General features: G+C 69.2%; 18 protein-coding genes and 1 riboswitch. Of the genes, 9 read left to right on the plus strand and 9 right to left on the minus strand.

Annotated elements, in window-relative coordinates:
* Positions 1-62 precede the first annotated feature (62 nt).
* From ACFVYE_RS19650 to ACFVYE_RS19660, 3 genes are all read right to left on the minus strand, one after another.
* Positions 63-467, minus strand: a complete 405-nt coding sequence (locus ACFVYE_RS19650) for a DUF6507 family protein (protein ID WP_389606573.1) — start codon at positions 465-467, stop codon at positions 63-65.
* A gap of 64 nt (positions 468-531) precedes the next feature.
* Complete coding sequence (locus tag ACFVYE_RS19655) at positions 532-843, minus strand: pore-forming ESAT-6 family protein (protein ID WP_383965359.1); 312 nt, start codon at positions 841-843, stop codon at positions 532-534.
* A gap of 21 nt (positions 844-864) precedes the next feature.
* A complete protein-coding gene (locus ACFVYE_RS19660) occupies positions 865-1,197 on the minus strand; it encodes a hypothetical protein (protein ID WP_114245911.1) in 333 nt (110 codons plus the stop codon).
* A gap of 405 nt (positions 1,198-1,602) precedes the next feature.
* On the opposite strand from ACFVYE_RS19660, the gene ACFVYE_RS19665 reads away from it, so the two are divergent.
* Positions 1,603-2,028: a hypothetical protein gene (locus ACFVYE_RS19665; RefSeq protein WP_383966476.1), complete on the plus strand. Its 426-nt coding sequence runs from the start codon at positions 1,603-1,605 to the stop codon at positions 2,026-2,028.
* Positions 2,029-2,177: 149 nt separating this feature from the next.
* Here the strand turns inward: ACFVYE_RS19665 and ACFVYE_RS19670 are convergent, their stop codons facing one another.
* Together ACFVYE_RS19670 and ACFVYE_RS19675 are read right to left on the minus strand one after the other, a co-directional pair.
* On the minus strand, positions 2,178-2,465 hold the full coding sequence (locus ACFVYE_RS19670; protein WP_383966474.1) for a DUF397 domain-containing protein: 288 nt from the start codon (positions 2,463-2,465) through the stop codon (positions 2,178-2,180).
* On the minus strand, positions 2,447-3,289 hold the full coding sequence (locus tag ACFVYE_RS19675) for a helix-turn-helix domain-containing protein (protein ID WP_383966471.1): 843 nt from the start codon (positions 3,287-3,289) through the stop codon (positions 2,447-2,449). Before ACFVYE_RS19675 ends, ACFVYE_RS19670 begins: the two co-directional genes overlap by 19 nt.
* A 169-nt stretch (positions 3,290-3,458) precedes the next feature.
* Here ACFVYE_RS19675 and ACFVYE_RS19680 point away from each other — a divergent pair, with 169 nt between their 5' ends.
* The 4 genes from ACFVYE_RS19680 to ACFVYE_RS19695 all read left to right on the plus strand — a co-directional run bounded on the left by ACFVYE_RS19680 (position 3,459) and on the right by ACFVYE_RS19695 (position 6,327).
* A complete protein-coding gene (locus tag ACFVYE_RS19680) occupies positions 3,459-3,683 on the plus strand; it encodes a hypothetical protein (RefSeq protein WP_389606577.1) in 225 nt (74 codons plus the stop codon).
* A complete protein-coding gene (locus tag ACFVYE_RS19685; protein ID WP_383966465.1) occupies positions 3,680-3,964 on the plus strand; it encodes a hypothetical protein in 285 nt (94 codons plus the stop codon). The genes ACFVYE_RS19680 and ACFVYE_RS19685 overlap by 4 nt, the downstream gene beginning before the upstream one ends.
* Complete coding sequence (locus ACFVYE_RS19690; protein ID WP_383966462.1) at positions 3,961-4,344, plus strand: hypothetical protein; 384 nt, start codon at positions 3,961-3,963, stop codon at positions 4,342-4,344. The genes ACFVYE_RS19685 and ACFVYE_RS19690 overlap by 4 nt, the downstream gene beginning before the upstream one ends.
* Positions 4,345-4,542: 198 nt before the next feature.
* Positions 4,543-6,327 carry a protein kinase gene (locus tag ACFVYE_RS19695; protein WP_389606579.1) on the plus strand — a complete coding sequence of 595 codons (1,785 nt, stop codon included), beginning with the start codon at positions 4,543-4,545 and terminating at the stop codon, positions 6,325-6,327.
* Between the two features lie 68 nt (positions 6,328-6,395).
* Here the strand turns inward: ACFVYE_RS19695 and ACFVYE_RS19700 are convergent, their stop codons facing one another.
* The 4 genes from ACFVYE_RS19700 to gcvT all read right to left on the minus strand — a co-directional run bounded on the left by ACFVYE_RS19700 (position 6,396) and on the right by gcvT (position 10,825).
* Positions 6,396-7,778: an L-serine ammonia-lyase gene (locus tag ACFVYE_RS19700; protein ID WP_383966456.1), complete on the minus strand. Its 1,383-nt coding sequence runs from the start codon at positions 7,776-7,778 to the stop codon at positions 6,396-6,398.
* 183 nt (positions 7,779-7,961) lie between these two features.
* Positions 7,962-9,221 (minus strand): serine hydroxymethyltransferase, encoded by a 1,260-nt coding sequence (glyA, locus tag ACFVYE_RS19705; protein WP_383966453.1) that lies wholly within the window; start codon positions 9,219-9,221, stop codon positions 7,962-7,964.
* A gap of 19 nt (positions 9,222-9,240) precedes the next feature.
* A complete protein-coding gene (gene gcvH, locus ACFVYE_RS19710) occupies positions 9,241-9,618 on the minus strand; it encodes a glycine cleavage system protein GcvH (RefSeq protein ID WP_327272806.1) in 378 nt (125 codons plus the stop codon).
* A gap of 91 nt (positions 9,619-9,709) precedes the next feature.
* Positions 9,710-10,825 carry a glycine cleavage system aminomethyltransferase GcvT gene (gcvT, locus tag ACFVYE_RS19715; protein ID WP_383966449.1) on the minus strand — a complete coding sequence of 372 codons (1,116 nt, stop codon included), beginning with the start codon at positions 10,823-10,825 and terminating at the stop codon, positions 9,710-9,712.
* Positions 10,826-10,965: 140 nt separating this feature from the next.
* Positions 10,966-11,063: riboswitch (glycine riboswitch) on the minus strand.
* Positions 11,064-11,222: 159 nt separating this feature from the next.
* On the opposite strand from gcvT, the gene ACFVYE_RS19720 reads away from it, so the two are divergent.
* The 4 genes from ACFVYE_RS19720 to ACFVYE_RS19735 all read left to right on the plus strand — a co-directional run bounded on the left by ACFVYE_RS19720 (position 11,223) and on the right by ACFVYE_RS19735 (position 15,171).
* Positions 11,223-11,900 carry an AAA family ATPase gene (locus ACFVYE_RS19720; protein WP_383966446.1) on the plus strand — a complete coding sequence of 226 codons (678 nt, stop codon included), beginning with the start codon at positions 11,223-11,225 and terminating at the stop codon, positions 11,898-11,900.
* 82 nt (positions 11,901-11,982) lie between these two features.
* Positions 11,983-12,753, plus strand: coding sequence for an enhanced serine sensitivity protein SseB (locus tag ACFVYE_RS19725; RefSeq protein WP_383966443.1), 771 nt, complete (start codon positions 11,983-11,985; stop codon positions 12,751-12,753).
* A gap of 180 nt (positions 12,754-12,933) precedes the next feature.
* On the plus strand, positions 12,934-13,716 hold the full coding sequence (locus ACFVYE_RS19730) for an enhanced serine sensitivity protein SseB C-terminal domain-containing protein (RefSeq protein ID WP_383966440.1): 783 nt from the start codon (positions 12,934-12,936) through the stop codon (positions 13,714-13,716).
* 450 nt (positions 13,717-14,166) lie between these two features.
* A complete protein-coding gene (locus ACFVYE_RS19735) occupies positions 14,167-15,171 on the plus strand; it encodes an ABC transporter permease (protein WP_383966437.1) in 1,005 nt (334 codons plus the stop codon).
* The last annotated feature ends 25 nt before the right edge of the window (positions 15,172-15,196 follow it).

The following is a 15,196-nucleotide window of genomic DNA, read 5'->3' on the forward strand; positions in this document are numbered from 1 at the left end:
GGCGTGGTCCATTTCCAGCTGGCCCAGATCACCGGTGTACTGCGGTATCGCCTCGGGCTTGATCACTTGTCCTGCACCCCGGGCTTCTTCGGATCCAGATCCACCGCACCGAGCGCTTTTCGCTGGGCCTCGGCGGCCATGTCCAGGTCACCGTTCAGGTAGGCGGTCGTCGCGTCGACCGCGCCCTGCAGGGACTTCCCGGCCCGTGCCGCGATGAACTTCAGGTCGGACGTCGTGTGTTCCGCGAACTGCGACAGCGCGAGCGCGACGAGGCCGCCCGCGGCCTTCTCCCCGTCCTTGCCACCGCCGCCGTCGCCGCCCTCGGCGGTGATCGTGCCCGCACTCGACGCCGCGGACGTCAGATGATCCCCGTACGACGTCGCATACGTCTGGATCTTCCCCGCTGCCTCACCCGTCGTCTTCAGCACGCCCGAAATACCCTGCGGCTTCAGATCCCACCCGGCCATGCGCTACCTCATGCTCCCCGTTACCGGCCCGCCCCCGACCCACCCCCAGGCAGGCCACGGCGAGTCAGCCGATGTTGTCGACCGCGGCCTTCGCGCGCGTGATCGTGTGCTGAGCCGTTCCGTCGTTCTTCTCCAGCGTCGTCTTCAGCAGCTGGATGATGTTCTTGACCTCCTGCGACGAACGGTTCCACCGCAGTTCCTTGCCGTGGTACTCATCCGCCACGCCATCCGCCGCGAAGTCCGCCATCGCGGCCTTCACCTGCGCGTCACGCGCCGCGATCACTTCCTCCAGCTGCGCGATCACCACCTGGATATTGCCCTGCGCATCCGCGGACGCACCCGTGTCGTACGAACGACGATCACTCTGAGCAGCCATCAGAAACCCAACCCCCGTCTGTCAGCGGCCGCCGAAGCGCGCCGCATCGAAATTCGCCGCCGACATCTGCTGCCGCGCGTTGTCGCCCTGCTCCTGATCACCCGAGCTGAACGCCGCCTCCATCCCCGACTGACCACCGAGGAGAGCCGACAGCGAACCGTTCAACGCCGCCGTGATCTCGTCCGACCGCCCCTTGAACGAATCGAACGCCGCACGCCCCGCACCGTTGAACTTCCCCTCCAACGGCGCTGCGGCCTGCACCAGCTGACGAATCAACGTCCCCAGATCAGTACTCGACCCACGCGACTTCGACGACAGCGTCGAAAGAACCTGCGCCCCCATGTCGAACTTCATCCAGTCCCCCTGCCGAGCTGTGCAAACAAATGTGCTGCCATGCCTATCAACTGCACGGCGCCGGAAGCAATCGAGGTCCTCAGGGCTGTGGAGAGGCTGCGACAGAGCCGCCGGCGGTCCGGCGCGTGCAATGAGGTGCGACGACGGCGTACTTGATCCGGCCTCGGCGGGCAGAGGGTCTCCCCGGCGCGACCGGTCTCCCGAAGATCTTCAGCCGATCTTCACGCCGTACGCACGGTCACGGACGACGGCCGTTCGCTCGCCCGGCAGCTGCCGCATCCACCCGATCGCGACGGGAGGCGACCGGGGTGTCACCTGATCGCCGCAGCTCGGCGGGCGGTTTCGACGGGGCTCGATTCAACTGGTGACTGTCTTGTCCGACCGCACATCCCCCAGGGAGCCGCCGTGAGCCGCACGACGCCGACACCACAGGCGAGTACCGCACCAGCCCGGAACGAGCGGCTCTTCTTCGCCGGGATCCTGCTCCTGCTCATCGGTGCGTTCAATGTGATCGAGGGCCTGGCGGCGATCTTCAAGGAAGCCGTCTTCGTCGATGCGGGATCCGGAATCCTGATCTTCGATTTCAATTCCTGGGGCTGGATCCACTTGATCATCGGAGCCTTGCAGATTCTGACCAGTCTGGGCCTGATCACGGGGCGCAGCTGGGCCCGGATGGCGGCGCTCGTTGTTGTCATGCTGAACGTACTGGGGCAGCTGCTGTTCTTCACGGTCTACCCCTTGTGGTCCGCGCTCATCATCGCGATGGACGTCTTCGTCCTCTGGTGTCTGATCGTCCACGGCCTCGAATCAGCCGCACGCGAGGCACGTTGAACCAAACGAGTGACGCAGTCGTGCCAGGGTCCGTTGCGGTAACTGCCCGGCCGCTTCCGTACACCTCACCGCCCGGAGCGCAGAGCCCAGTACGACAACGGCCCCCGCCACTTGGCGAGGGCCGGATCGTTCGGAGGCTGTTGCGTGGCTCAGACGGTGAACTCCCCGCCCTTGGCGGCGGTCACGAACGACGACCAGGCGGCCGACGCGAAGATGAGCGCGGGGCCGCCCGGGTTCTTGCTGTCACGTACGGGCACGACGGCGGGGAAGCCGTCGGCCACCTCGACGCAGTCGCCGCCGTTCGTGTTGCTGTAGCTGGACTTGCGCCAGGCGGCGGCGCTCAGGAAGTCGTCGGAGACCTCGATGCACTGGCCGCCGTCTGTGTTGCTGTAGCTGCTCTTGCGCCACGTCACGTTGCTCAGGTCGATGGCTCGCACGGTACTTCCTCCAACATCCGCATGATGAACTTCCGTGACTTGACCGGGGACAGCGCCAGGTCACGCACCGCATCATAAAGGCGCTGCAAGGGCTCGACCCTGTCTGTTTCCTCGATCAGTTCACCACGTACGTCGTTCTCGGTGTAGGCCACCGTGCGGCCGTCCGACAGCCGCAGGAACTTCACGGCGGTGTTCATCAGACCGTGCGGACCGGCGCTGAACGGCAGTACGTGGAGGGTGATGTTCGAGCGGTCCGAGGTCTCGGCCAGATACTCCAGCTGCTCCCGCCACGCCTGCGCGTCACGCAGCTGCGTGCGCAGCACCGCCTCGGAGAGGATGACGCGGAACGGTGGTGCGTCGTCCTCCTCCAGCAGCTTCCGTCGTCCTATGCGCGCTTCGACCTGCTGGTTCAACTCTTCGCCTCTGGTGCCGTCCGCCGCGAGCGCCTCGCGCGCGTACTTGCTCGTCTGGAGCAGGCCCGGCGGTGCGCTCACTGCGTAGTGCCACAGGCTCACCGCCTCGGCCTCCAAGATCATGTACCGGCGGTACTGCTCGCGGAACTGGGTTGGGTCGCCGACCGCCAGTTCCCACAGCGTGAGCAGCAGGCCAGGCGTTCCGTAGTGCTGGTCGAGCGCCTGCACGACCTCCGGGCCGCCGAGGGTTTCCCCGCTCTCCATCTTGCCGAACAGCGACCAGTCCCAGCCGAGCACATCGCCGAGCCTGCGCAGGCTGTCACCGTTCTGCGAGCGGAGTAACCGCAGCTCCTCGGCGAACCGCTGACGTGGTTGCTGGCTCCGACCTGTGACCACCCGTCTCGGCGGCATGACGTACTCCTCCGTGGAAGGTGTGGAACTACCGTCACACGGCCGGGAAGTACAGCCCGCCGGTGGTGTCCGTTCCCCGTTCCGGGTCCATTCTCGTAGTGCCCGGAACACGCACGGTAGTCGAAGTCCTCACATCTCACGCAGGTGTTGGACGAACGGAGCGGAACTCATGACGACGCAGCGGCGAGCGGTCAGGAAGATCGACGAAGCCGAGGAAGCGCGCGACGCACTCGGTGCGGCGCTTCGGCGGGCAGGCATCCAGCTTCCTGCGCTGGACGTCCGTCCCGTGCCGCGCACCGACGCATCCGGATACTCCTTGGTGACCCTCGGTGAGTGCTCCGCGCCCGTGGCCCGCGCGCTGGCAGCGGTCATCGAGAAGGGAGCGGCGCGGTGACCCGGCGCGTGTTCCGCTACGTACCGTTCACCATCGAGCAGGACGCGACGGCGGAGCCGGAGTACGAGGTCCGCTGCGTGTCCGGCGACGAAGCCGAGTGCGGCGCGCGGTCCGGCACATACAGCCATCCGGCACCGGTCGAGGAGTGGCAGCGCCGGCACACGCAGGAGACCCGGCACCGGCGCTACCACCGGCACTTCCGCGACTACGCGGTCATGCGGCCGACGGCCGGGTCGAGTGAGCCGGGTGAGCCGGCGCGGGCGGGCGGGAGCACGGTGTGAGCTTCGCTCCGACCGTCGAACGTCCGTGGCGCGATGCGTGGCCGCTGGTCGCGCGGACGGACGACGGCAACGCGTGGGTGACGGGCGACTGCTGGCTGTACTGCCGCCGCGAGGGCGTGCGCGTGCTGTGGGTCGGCTCCGTGAACACTCCTGGTGCGATGGGTGACCTGTACGCGTGCGGCCCGTGCGTCGCGGAACTCGACCACATGGTGCGCGTCCAGGCGCACGGCAGGGACGCGCCTGCCGGGACGGAGGCCAGGAAGAAGGCCATGGCCGGGACCAGGACCGAGAACACATCCGAGGCGTGCGAACACCCGCAGACCGAGAAGCGCGACGGCAAGACCCACTGCCGCAGCTGCGAACGACAGCTCTACCTGTGACTGGACGCCGGCAACCGGACGTTCGCACGTTCGCCGACTACGCCGAAGTCCTCCGACCCCACCCGGTCCGGAACCGACGTGGAACAGAACGGTGTCAGAACCGGAATGGACAGCTCAGACTGCTGTTCGGCAGACTCCCGAGTCCCATACATGCGCGCAACTGCTGTTGAGTGCACGGAAATTGACAGGGAATCGACCGTGGACTGGGACAATTCTCCGCTGCCGGACCGTATCGGGCAGTACCGCATCGTCGCGCGCCTCGGCCAGGGAGGCATGGGCCAGGTCTACATGGGCCGCAGCCCCGGCGGGATGAAGGTCGCCGTGAAGGTGATCCGCCCCCACCGTGCCGACGACGCCGAGTTCCGTCGTCGCTTCGCGCGCGAGGTGCAGGCCGCCCGCCAGGTCAACAGCGCCTACACCGCGGCCGTCGTCGATGCCGACCCGGAGGCCGACGAACCCTGGCTGGCCACCGTGCACGTCGCCGGAGTCCCTCTGGACCAGGCGCTGCGGCAGCACGGCCCCTGGCCGACGGCGTCGGTCCGCGCCCTCGGCGCCGGCCTGGTGGAGGCGCTCTCCGCGATCCACGCCGCCGGGGTCGTCCACCGGGACCTCAAGCCGTCGAACGTCATCCTCACCTCGAACGGCCCTCGCGTCATCGACTTCGGTATCTCCGTGGTGGCCGACGCCTCCACGATGACCGCCCCCGGTGCGTTCCTCGGCACGCCGGGCTTCGCCTCGCCGGAGCAGATCCTGGACCAGCCCGTCAGCGAGCCCTCCGACATCTTCTCCCTCGGCGTACTGCTCGCCCACGCGGCCACCGGCCACAACCCCTTCGGCCGGTACAGCACCGACCGCAACCTCCTCTTCTACCGCACCCTGCACGAGCATCCGGCCCTGGACGACCTGCCCGCCGACCTCCGCGCCGTCGTCGGGGCCTGCCTCGCCAAGGACCCGGCCGCCCGGCCGACCACGGCCGTATTGCTCCGGCAACTGGTCGAGCCCACCGACGACGTGGTCAGCGTCCTCGGCACCGACGCCTGGCTCCCGCCGCCGGTCGCCGAGTTGGCCGCCCGACGCGCCGCCGAAGGCACCGGCGCGTACCTCCGGGCCACCGCCCCCCTCACCGAACCGGACGCACCGCCTGTCGCCGACGCCTCGACCGCCGCCCCGTCCACGCCCGGTTCGCCGTCCTCCACCGGAGCCGCGTCCCCCGACGCCGGTTCCGGCACCACCGTCTCCTCCCGCAGCCACCGGGCCGCACCGCGCGACGGCCGCGACGCCGCCGACCGCAGCGGACGCCGCCGGGCCGTCCCCGCCCTCACCGCCGCCGTCGTCGCCTTGGTCCTGCTGGCCGCCGGCGGCTGGTGGTGGACCCAGCGCGAGGACATCCACGAAACCCCGGCCGCCGCGACCGGCCCGGACACCTCCGCCACTCCCAAGCCCTCCACCGACAAGCCTTCGCGCTCCCCGTCCGTCACCGCGTCCCCCAGCAAGAGCGACACCCCGTCGGCCGGCGCAGTCGCCGACGAACCCGGGCGCCCGGCCCGTTCCGCGCAAGCCGACGACGACGATGCCCCCGACGCTCCGGACATTCCGGTGCTGAAGTGGCACTGCCGCAGCCAATGGGTGACCGAACCGGGCAAGGGGTTCAACTTCAACCCCTGCGTCACCACATGGGCGCCGGGACAGGTCGGCTACAAGGTCCTCGTCAGCTCACCCACGGCCCAGACCGTCACCGTCTACTACTACCTGGGCCGCGCGGACGAGGACCCGAGCGTCGCCGACGACATCTTCATCAGCAATCGCCAGCGCTGCACCGTGACGCTGAAGCCCGGAGAGACCAAGGAGTGCGGTCCCATGAGCTCCCGTCCCCAGACCCCCGGCCCCGTCCACGCCGGCGCGACCCCCTCGCCCACCAGCAAGAACGGCGCCGGAAGCACCGTCTGGCAGTTCGACGGCTCCTCGCTCACCCACCAGCTCTGAGCGCCCTTCGCGTAGGAAGGCCCTGACAGCGCTGAAAGAAACGAACGCGCTGGTCAGGGCCTATTTGCCTAGCACTCGATGATGTTCACCGCGAGCCCGCCCCGCGCCGTCTCCTTGTACTTCACGCTCATGTCCGCGCCCGTCTCCTTCATGGTCTTGATGACCTTGTCGAGGGAGACCTTGTGGCTGCCGTCGCCGCGCAGCGCCATCTTCGCCGCCGTGACGGCCTTGACCGCGGCCATGCCGTTGCGCTCGATGCACGGGATCTGGACGAGACCGCCGACCGGGTCGCAGGTCAGGCCGAGGTTGTGTTCCATGCCGATCTCGGCGGCGTTCTCGACCTGCTCGGCGGAGCCGCCGAGGACCTCGGCGAGGGCGCCCGCGGCCATGGAACAGGCGGAGCCGACCTCGCCCTGGCAGCCGACCTCGGCGCCGGAGATGGAGGCGTTCTCCTTGAACAGCATGCCGATGGCTCCGGCGGCGAGGAGGAAGCGGACGACGCTGTCCTCCTTCTCCGCCTCGGTGGCGCCACCGGCCGCGAAGTTCATGTAGTAGTGCAGCACGGCCGGGATGATGCCCGCGGCGCCGTTGGTGGGTGCGGTGACGACGCGGCCGCCCGCGGCGTTCTCCTCGTTGACCGCCATCGCGTAGAGCGTGATCCACTCCATCGCGAGGGTCTGCGGGTCGCCCTCGGCGCGCAGCTGGCGTGCGGTGTTCGCGGCGCGGCGGCGGACCTTGAGGCCGCCGGGCAGGATGCCCTCGCGGGACATGCCGCGCGCGACGCAGGCCTGCATGACGCGCCAGATGTCCAGCAGACCCGAGCGGATCTCGTCCTCGGTGCGCCAGGCCTTCTCGTTCTCCAGCATCAGCGAGGAGATGGACAGACCGGTGTCCTTCGAGAGCCGCAGCAGTTCGTCGCCGGTGCGGAAGGGGTGCTTCAGCACGGTGTCGTCGAGGACGATCCGGTCCTCGCCCACCGCGTCCTCGTCGACGACGAAGCCGCCGCCGACGGAGTAGTAGGTCTTCTCCAGGAGAGGGGCGCCCTCGTGGTCGAAGGCGAAGATCGTCATGCCGTTGGCGTGGTACGGAAGCGCCTTGCGTCGGTGCAGGATCAACTGCTCGTCGGCGTCGAAGTCGATCTCGTGCATGCCGAGGAGGTTGATCCGGCCGGTGGTACGGATCCGCTCCACCCGGTCGTCGGCGGACTCCACGTCGACGGTACGGGGCGACTCGCCCTCCAGGCCGAGCAGAACGGCCTTGGGGGTGCCGTGGCCATGACCGGTCGCGCCGAGCGAGCCGTACAGCTCGGCGCGTATGGAGGCGGTGTGGGCGATGAGGCCCTCGTTCTTCAGTCGGCGCGCGAACATACGGGCGGCGCGCATCGGGCCGACCGTATGGGAGCTGGACGGGCCGATGCCGATCGAGAACAGGTCGAAGACCGAGATGGCCACGGGGTGACTCCTAAGGGTTGGTAGACGCCGTTGTCTGCCGGGTGATGCGGTACGGGCCGGTCGGCCCGAAGAGCAGCGGGGACAAGGGATGGGGCACCGCGCCCACTGTCCAGTGTGCGCGGTGCCCCGCCCGAAACGTGACGAACTGTGTCCCGGATTACTCAGGACAACCTGTGACCCGGACTACTTCAGGCCGGGATACAGCGGGAACTTCTCGGCCAGCGCGACGACGCGGGCCTTCAGGTTGTCCGCGTCGTAGGACGGCTTGAGCGCCGACGCGATGATCTCCGCGACCTCGGTGAAGTCCTCGGCCTGGAAACCACGGGTGGCCAGGGCCGGCGTACCGATCCGCAGACCCGAGGTGACCATCGGCGGCCGCGGGTCGTTCGGGATGGCGTTCCGGTTGACCGTGATGCCCAGCTCGTGCAGCCGGTCCTCGGCCTGCTGGCCGTCCAGCTCGGAGTTGCGCAGGTCGACGAGGACCAGGTGGACGTCCGTACCGCCGGACAGCACGGAGACACCGACCTCGGTGACGTCCGGCTGGACCAGGCGCTCGGCGAGGATGCGGGCGCCGTCCAGGGTGCGCTGCTGGCGCTCCTTGAACTCCTCGGTCGCCGCGACCTTGAACGAGACCGCCTTGGCCGCGATCACGTGCTCCAGCGGACCACCCTGCTGGCCCGGGAAGACCGCGGAGTTGATCTTCTTGGCGAGCTCCTGCGTCGACAGGATGACGCCACCGCGCGGACCGCCGAGGGTCTTGTGCGTGGTGGTCGTGACGACATGGGCGTGCGGCACCGGGTTGGGGTGCAGGCCCGCGGCCACCAGGCCGGCGAAGTGCGCCATGTCGACCATCAGGTAAGCGCCGACCTCGTCCGCGATGCGGCGGAAGGCGGCGAAGTCCAGCTGACGGGGGTACGCGGACCAGCCGGCGACGATCAGCTTCGGCTTGGACTCCTTGGCCAGACGCTCGACCTCGGCCATGTCCACGACGCCGGTCTCGTCGACGTGGTAAGGGACCACGTTGTAGAGCTTGCCGGAGAAGTTGATCTTCATGCCGTGGGTCAGGTGGCCGCCGTGGGCCAGGCTCAGGCCCATGATCGTGTCGCCCGGCTTCAGCAGCGCGAACATTGCGGCGGCGTTGGCCTGCGCACCGGAGTGCGGCTGGACGTTCGCGGCCTCGGCGCCGAACAGCGCCTTGATGCGGTCGATGGCGATCTGCTCGACGACGTCGACGTGCTCACAGCCGCCGTAGTAGCGGCGGCCGGGGTAGCCCTCGGCGTACTTGTTGGTGAGGACGGAGCCCTGGGCCTCCATGACCGCGACCGGAGCGAAGTTCTCCGAGGCGATCATTTCGAGGGTGGACTGCTGACGGTGGAGCTCGGCGTCGACAGCGGCGGCGACGTCCGGGTCCAGCTCGTGGAGGGAGGAGTTGAGAAGCGACATCAGGTGGTCCCTTTGGGTCTCAGTTGCCGGAGAACTCGGTGTACTCGTCGGCGGAGAGCAGGTCCTTCGGCTCCTCCGCCATACGTACCTTGAACAGCCAGCCGCCCTCGAAGGGAGCGGAGTTCACCAGCGACGGATCGTCCACGACGTCCTGGTTCGCGGCGGTGACCTCACCGGTCACCGGCGAGTACAGGTCGCTCACCGACTTGGTCGACTCCAGCTCACCGCAGGTCTCGCCCGCGGTCACCGTGTCACCGACCTCGGGGAGCTGGGCGTAGACGACATCGCCGAGCGCGTTGGCGGCGAACTCGGTGATACCGATCGTGGCCACACCGTCCTCGACGGCCGACAGCCACTCGTGCTCCTTGCTGTAACGCAGCTGCTGGGGGTTGCTCATGACCTGAATTCTCCTGTACGCGGGGGAGTGCTGATGAACGGTGGTCTTACGGTGTGAGACGCGACTGCGTCACTTCCGAGGTGCGCGGACGTCACTTCTGGCGCTTGTAGAACGGCAGTGCCACGACCTCGTACGGCTCGTGGCTGCCCCGGATGTCCACTCCGACGCCCGCGGTACCGGGCGTGGCGTGCGCGGCGTCCACGTACGCGATGGCGATCGGCTTGCCCAGGGTGGGCGACGGGGCGCCCGAGGTGACCTCGCCGACGACCTGGCCGCCGGCGACAACGGAGAAACCGGCGCGCGGCACCCGGCGGCCCTCGGCGATCAGCCCGACCAGCTTGCGGGGCGGAGCGGTCTCGGCGCGCTCGGCGGCGGCCTGGAGGGCCTTGCGGCCGACGAAGTCGCCCTCCTTCTCGAACTTCACGACCCGGCCCAGACCGGCGTCGAAGGGGGTCAGCTCGGTGGTCAGCTCGTGCCCGTAGAGCGGCATGCCGGCCTCCAGGCGCAGCGTGTCGCGACAGGAGAGCCCGCACGGGATCAGGCCGTGGGAGGCGCCCGCCTCGGTGAGGGCCTTCCACAGGCGCTCGGCGTGCTCGGGGGCGACGAACAGCTCGAAGCCGTCCTCGCCGGTGTAGCCGGTACGGGCGATCAGGGCGGGGACACCGGCGACCGTGCCGGGCAGACCGGCGTAGTACTTCAGACCGTCCAGGTCGGCATCGGTGACGGAGGCCAGGATGGCGGGGGACTCGGGGCCCTGGACGGCGAGCAGCGCGTACGCGTCGCGGTCGTCGCGCACCTCGGCGTCGAAGCCGTCGGCCCGCGCGGTCAGCGCGTCCAGCACGATCTGGGCGTTCCCGGCGTTGGCGACGACCATGTATTCGGTGTCACCCAGGCGGTAGACGATGAGGTCGTCCAGGATCCCGCCGTCCTCGGCGCAGATCATCGTGTAGCGGGCGCGGCCCACGGCCACGGTGCCGATGTTGCCGACCAGCGCGAAGTTCAGGAAGGCCGCGGCCGCGGGGCCGGTGACGGTGATCTCGCCCATGTGCGACAGGTCGAAGAGACCGGCCCTGGTGCGCACCGCGTTGTGCTCGTCGCGCTCGCTGGCGTACCGCAGGGGCATGTCCCAGCCCGCGAAGTCGGTCATGGTCGCGCCCAGCGAACGGTGCAGGGCATCGAGGGCGGTGAGACGGGGGGCGGTGCTCATGGATGTGGCTCCCAGGGCATGACGACGAGGACAATCCCTCCCCATCTGTCATCGGAACCTGAGAGGTTCGCCGAGATCCCCTGAAGGGTTCGGCTTGCACCTTGGGTGGAGCCGCAGAGCGGCCCGCTTTTCAGATCTGCCTCATCCACGCGGTACGGGGCCTGAGAGATTCAAGGGAGGAACTTGCTCCTTCGGCGCCCGGCACATGCAGTGACCGGAACTCTCCCGCGCGGATTCAAGCGGCCTTTATGCAGTTGGCCGGGTCATCATCGCATGCATCGCACTGGAGTGGGGCCCGGGTCCCTCACGGAAATCAGCGGCGTGGACGGTTGTGCCGCATTACCTTTTCTTTACACTTCATGGGCATACGTGGGGTGACCCGACTAGGGGGAGGGCGATGACGTTGCAGCGGTACGCGACGACCGCGGAGATCGCGCACGGCGCGATGCCCGCACAGCCAGGGGCTCCGGCCACGGAGACGCTCGGCACGCACGCGCCCGTCGTACGGGATCTGCGGGAGCGGGCCGGGCGCAGCCCGCACAGCCTGCACTTCGCGGCGGGCGACGTGGTGGTGGTCTCCGGGCTGCCAGGCAGCGGCAAATCGACGCTCATCCGGCGGGCGGTCACAACGGCCCGTGCCATCGACTCCCAGGACACCCGGGACCGCTGGGCGAGGCTGATGCCCCGTTTACTCCCGTACGCCCTCTATCGCCCCCTCGTCCGCGTCGCCCACTACTGGGGACTGTGGCGGGCGCTGCGCTCCGGCGAGTCCGTCGTCGTCCACGACTGCGGAACCCAGGCGTGGGTACGCGGCTGGCTGGCCCGTGACGCGCGGCGCCGGGGCCGCGTCCTCCACCTCGTCCTGCTCGACGTCACACCGCAGACGGCGAGGGAGGGCCAGCGGGAGCGTGGACGCGGGGTCTCCGGATATGCGTTCGCCCGGCACCGCAGGGCGGTGGGGAGGCTGCTGCGGAACACCGAGACCGGCCTGCTGCCGCCCGGGTGCGTCTCGGCGGTGCTGCTGGACCGGGAAGCGGCGGGGAAGTTGGGCCGGATCGCGTTCGCGGACGCATAGGGCCTTGGGGGGCGAGGGGCCGAAGGACCCGGCGGCCGGGCGTTAATCTTCTGCCGGAAGGCTCGGGCAAGAAGGGGAAGCAGTGGACATTCCGGCACAGGTCCAGTCCCATCCGCAGAGCGGATGGCCGGCCAATGAGCTCGAAGAAGTTCTGATGGCCTCGGTGGGCAGCCCGGAGGCGGGCGGACGGCTCGTCGAGGTGCTCGGGCGCAGCCACGTCTGGGTGCCTCTGCCGGGCGGAGGCGGACCCGACTCCTCCGAACTGGACCTGCCCACGCTGGAGATCGAGGGCGCACCATACGTTCCCGTGTTCAGCTCCGAACAGCAGTTCCTCGGCTGCGTCGGTACCCATATGTCCTTCACCGTCGCGCCCGCCCGTGAGTTCGCCCGCGGTCTGCCCCCGCAGCTCGGCATCGCCGTGAACCCGGGCGGCGCCGTCGGGATGCCGCTGCCGCCGCCCGCCGTGGCCGAGCTCTGCCGCGCCGGACGCACCCCGCTGGACGGGCCGGCCAGCGGAGGCAGGGTCCGGCTGTACGAGCCGACCTGGCAGGAGGAGCCCGTCGACTTCCTCTCCGCGGCGGCCGGCGAATTCGAGGAGAGCGGTGTCGTGCTCACCGCCCGCCGGGCGCTGGCCAGCATCGAGGGCGGCGAGCCCGTTCTCTTCATCGGCGTCGAGTTCTCCACCTGGGAGGGCGCCGGGCGCAACGCCCCGATGGACGCCCTCGGCCGTGCGCTCGGCCGGGTCGAGGTGCCCTGGCCGGTCAATCTGGTCCTGCTCGATGTGGCGCAGGACCCGGTCGGCGACTGGATGCGGGAGAAGGTCCGGCCGTTCTACCGGCGCGCGGGCCAGTAGCGCCCGGCGCGGCGCCCGCGGACGCCTTCGGGGCGGATCACCGCGTCGACCCAAGGCGTCAAGTCGGTGTCAGGACCGGCGCATAAGCTGGTTTGATGGCTGGTGCCACGGCACCATGCCGCACCCGTGTGCCCCGGGAGCGGCGGGCCGACACAGTGGATCGAAGAGGGGCGGGACCAGGTGAGTGCGTCAGGCACCGCGGCGGCCGGGCAGGTCGAGCACATGCTGCGCCAAGTGACGCCCGGGCGCTACGACGCGTACGAGGCGCTGCTGCAGGCCCTCGCGAACGGCCGGATCTGGATGCTCCTCTGGCACGGCCAGGCGGGCTCGCCCGACGCCCAGTACGGGAACATGGAGATCGACGGCCTCGGCTACGCGCCCTGTGTGACCTCCGCCCAGGAGCTCTCGGCCAGCGGCTGGAACCGGGCCCATGAACTGGTCGGCGGCCGCGACATCGCCCGCGCCCTCTTCCCCGACCGATGGGGCATCTGGCTCAACCCGCACGCCCCGGGCGGCGGCGTGGGCATCCCCTGGCTGGATCTGCGCCGGATCGCCACCGGCCTCGACCGGATGCCCGCGGGCCCGCTCCGGCTCACCGAGCCGGCCATCGAGATCCCGCAGTTCTACGCCCTGCTCTCACAGAACGCCCATCACACCCCCGCGATCCGCTCGCTGCGCCGCGCCTGGGTCCAGCCCGCGCTCGGCGTCCCGTATCTCGCCATCGGTCTCGACCTCTACGACACGAGCCAGACCTCGGTCGACGCGGTGCGCGCGATGATGCAGCAGTCGATCGGCGCGGTCCCGGAGGGGCTGCCCGTCTCCACCGTCGCGATGTCCGACGAGTACGACCCGGTCGCGATGTGGCTGCGTGCCAACTCCCGTCCGTTCTACGACCGCGAGGCCCACGCACCGGCGGACCCGGTGGCGGGCTACGGCTATCCGCCGCCGCAGGGCGCGTACTGATCCTGCCGGCAGCGGAGTCGCGCCTCCCCGGCACCCGAAATGTCGCTGTACGCATCCGACTTCCGGGATGCGGCGACTCGTTCCCGTCCGTGCCCGGGTGAAGCGGCACGTCGCCCGGACATCCGCCCACGGGCCGGAACTCCCGCATGTCCGAGATCTCCGTGCTGGGGGTGTCTGATGGTGAAAGCGACGCGAATCTACGCGCGTGCCCCCTTCCACCTCAACTGACCTGTGTTCGAGGGGCGTTCACATGCGTCCGGATAACGGAACACCCCTGACCGCATCACGGTTAGGCATCCATTCGCCTGACGGTATGGCTACCTCGCGCGACAGCAATGAAGACTCCCGCAGCAAGGGCGTCTTGCCGCCTCTGCGTACGACTGACTGATCGAGCCGCCACAGCGGCCAGTTCGGCCCGGCCACCGCCGGTTGAGAGGGGTCCTTGCCACGATGACGGCACCACTGCACGAGCCGACCACGGAAGCGGATCCGATCGCGACCGGCGGTCCCGCAGCCGACTCCGGGGTGAAGAAGGTCGAGGGGCGCTCCCTCAAGCAGATTGCCTGGAACCGCCTCAAGCAGGACAAGGTCGCTCTGACGGGTGGCATCGTTGTCCTCGTCCTGATCGTGGTGGCCGTCTTCGCGCCCCTGATCGTTGGCCTGCTGGGACACCCGCCGAACGATTTCCACCAGGACAAGCTCGATCCGCTGACCAATCTCCCCACGGGACCCCTCGGCGGCGTGAGTGGCGACTTCCTCTTCGGTGTCGAGCCCAACAAGGGGCGCGACATCTTCAGCCGGATCGTCTACGGCGCCAGGATCTCGCTGCTCGTGGCGTTCCTGGCGGCCCTGGTCGCCGTGGCGCTCGGCACGTTCTTCGGGATCATCGCCGGTTACTTCGGCGGCTGGGTGGACGCGGTGATCAGCCGGGTGATGGACGTGCTGCTGTCCTTCCCGCAGCTCCTCTTCATCATTTCCCTCGTCTCGGTCCTCCCCGACGACCTGCTCGGCCTCACCGGCAGCGGGGTGCGCATCGCCGTACTCGTCGCGGTCATCGGCTTCTTCGGCTGGCCGTACGTGGGACGCATCGTTCGCGGCCAGACGCTTTCGCTGCGTGAACGCGAGTACGTGGAAGCGGCGCGCAGTCTCGGCGGCGGGCGGACGCACATCCTCTTCCGTGAGCTGCTGCCGAACCTGGTGGCGCCGATCACCGTCTACGCGACGCTCATGATCCCCACCAACATCCTGACCGAAGCGGCCCTCAGCTTCCTCGGCGCCGGTGTGCGGCCGCCCACGGCCTCCTGGGGCGGAATGCTGCGGGACGCCCTGGAGACGTACGAGCACGACCCGATGTTCATGGTCTTCCCCGGCGTGACGATCTTCATCACCGTACTGGCCTTCAACCTCTTCGGGGACGGGCTGCGCGACGCCCTGGATCCCAAGGGGACCCGATAACCCACGACTTGCCCCTGCCGCACTG

Source organism: Streptomyces sp. NPDC058239, assembly GCF_042882185.1.
Taxonomy (GTDB): Bacteria; Actinomycetota; Actinomycetes; order Streptomycetales; family Streptomycetaceae; genus Streptomyces.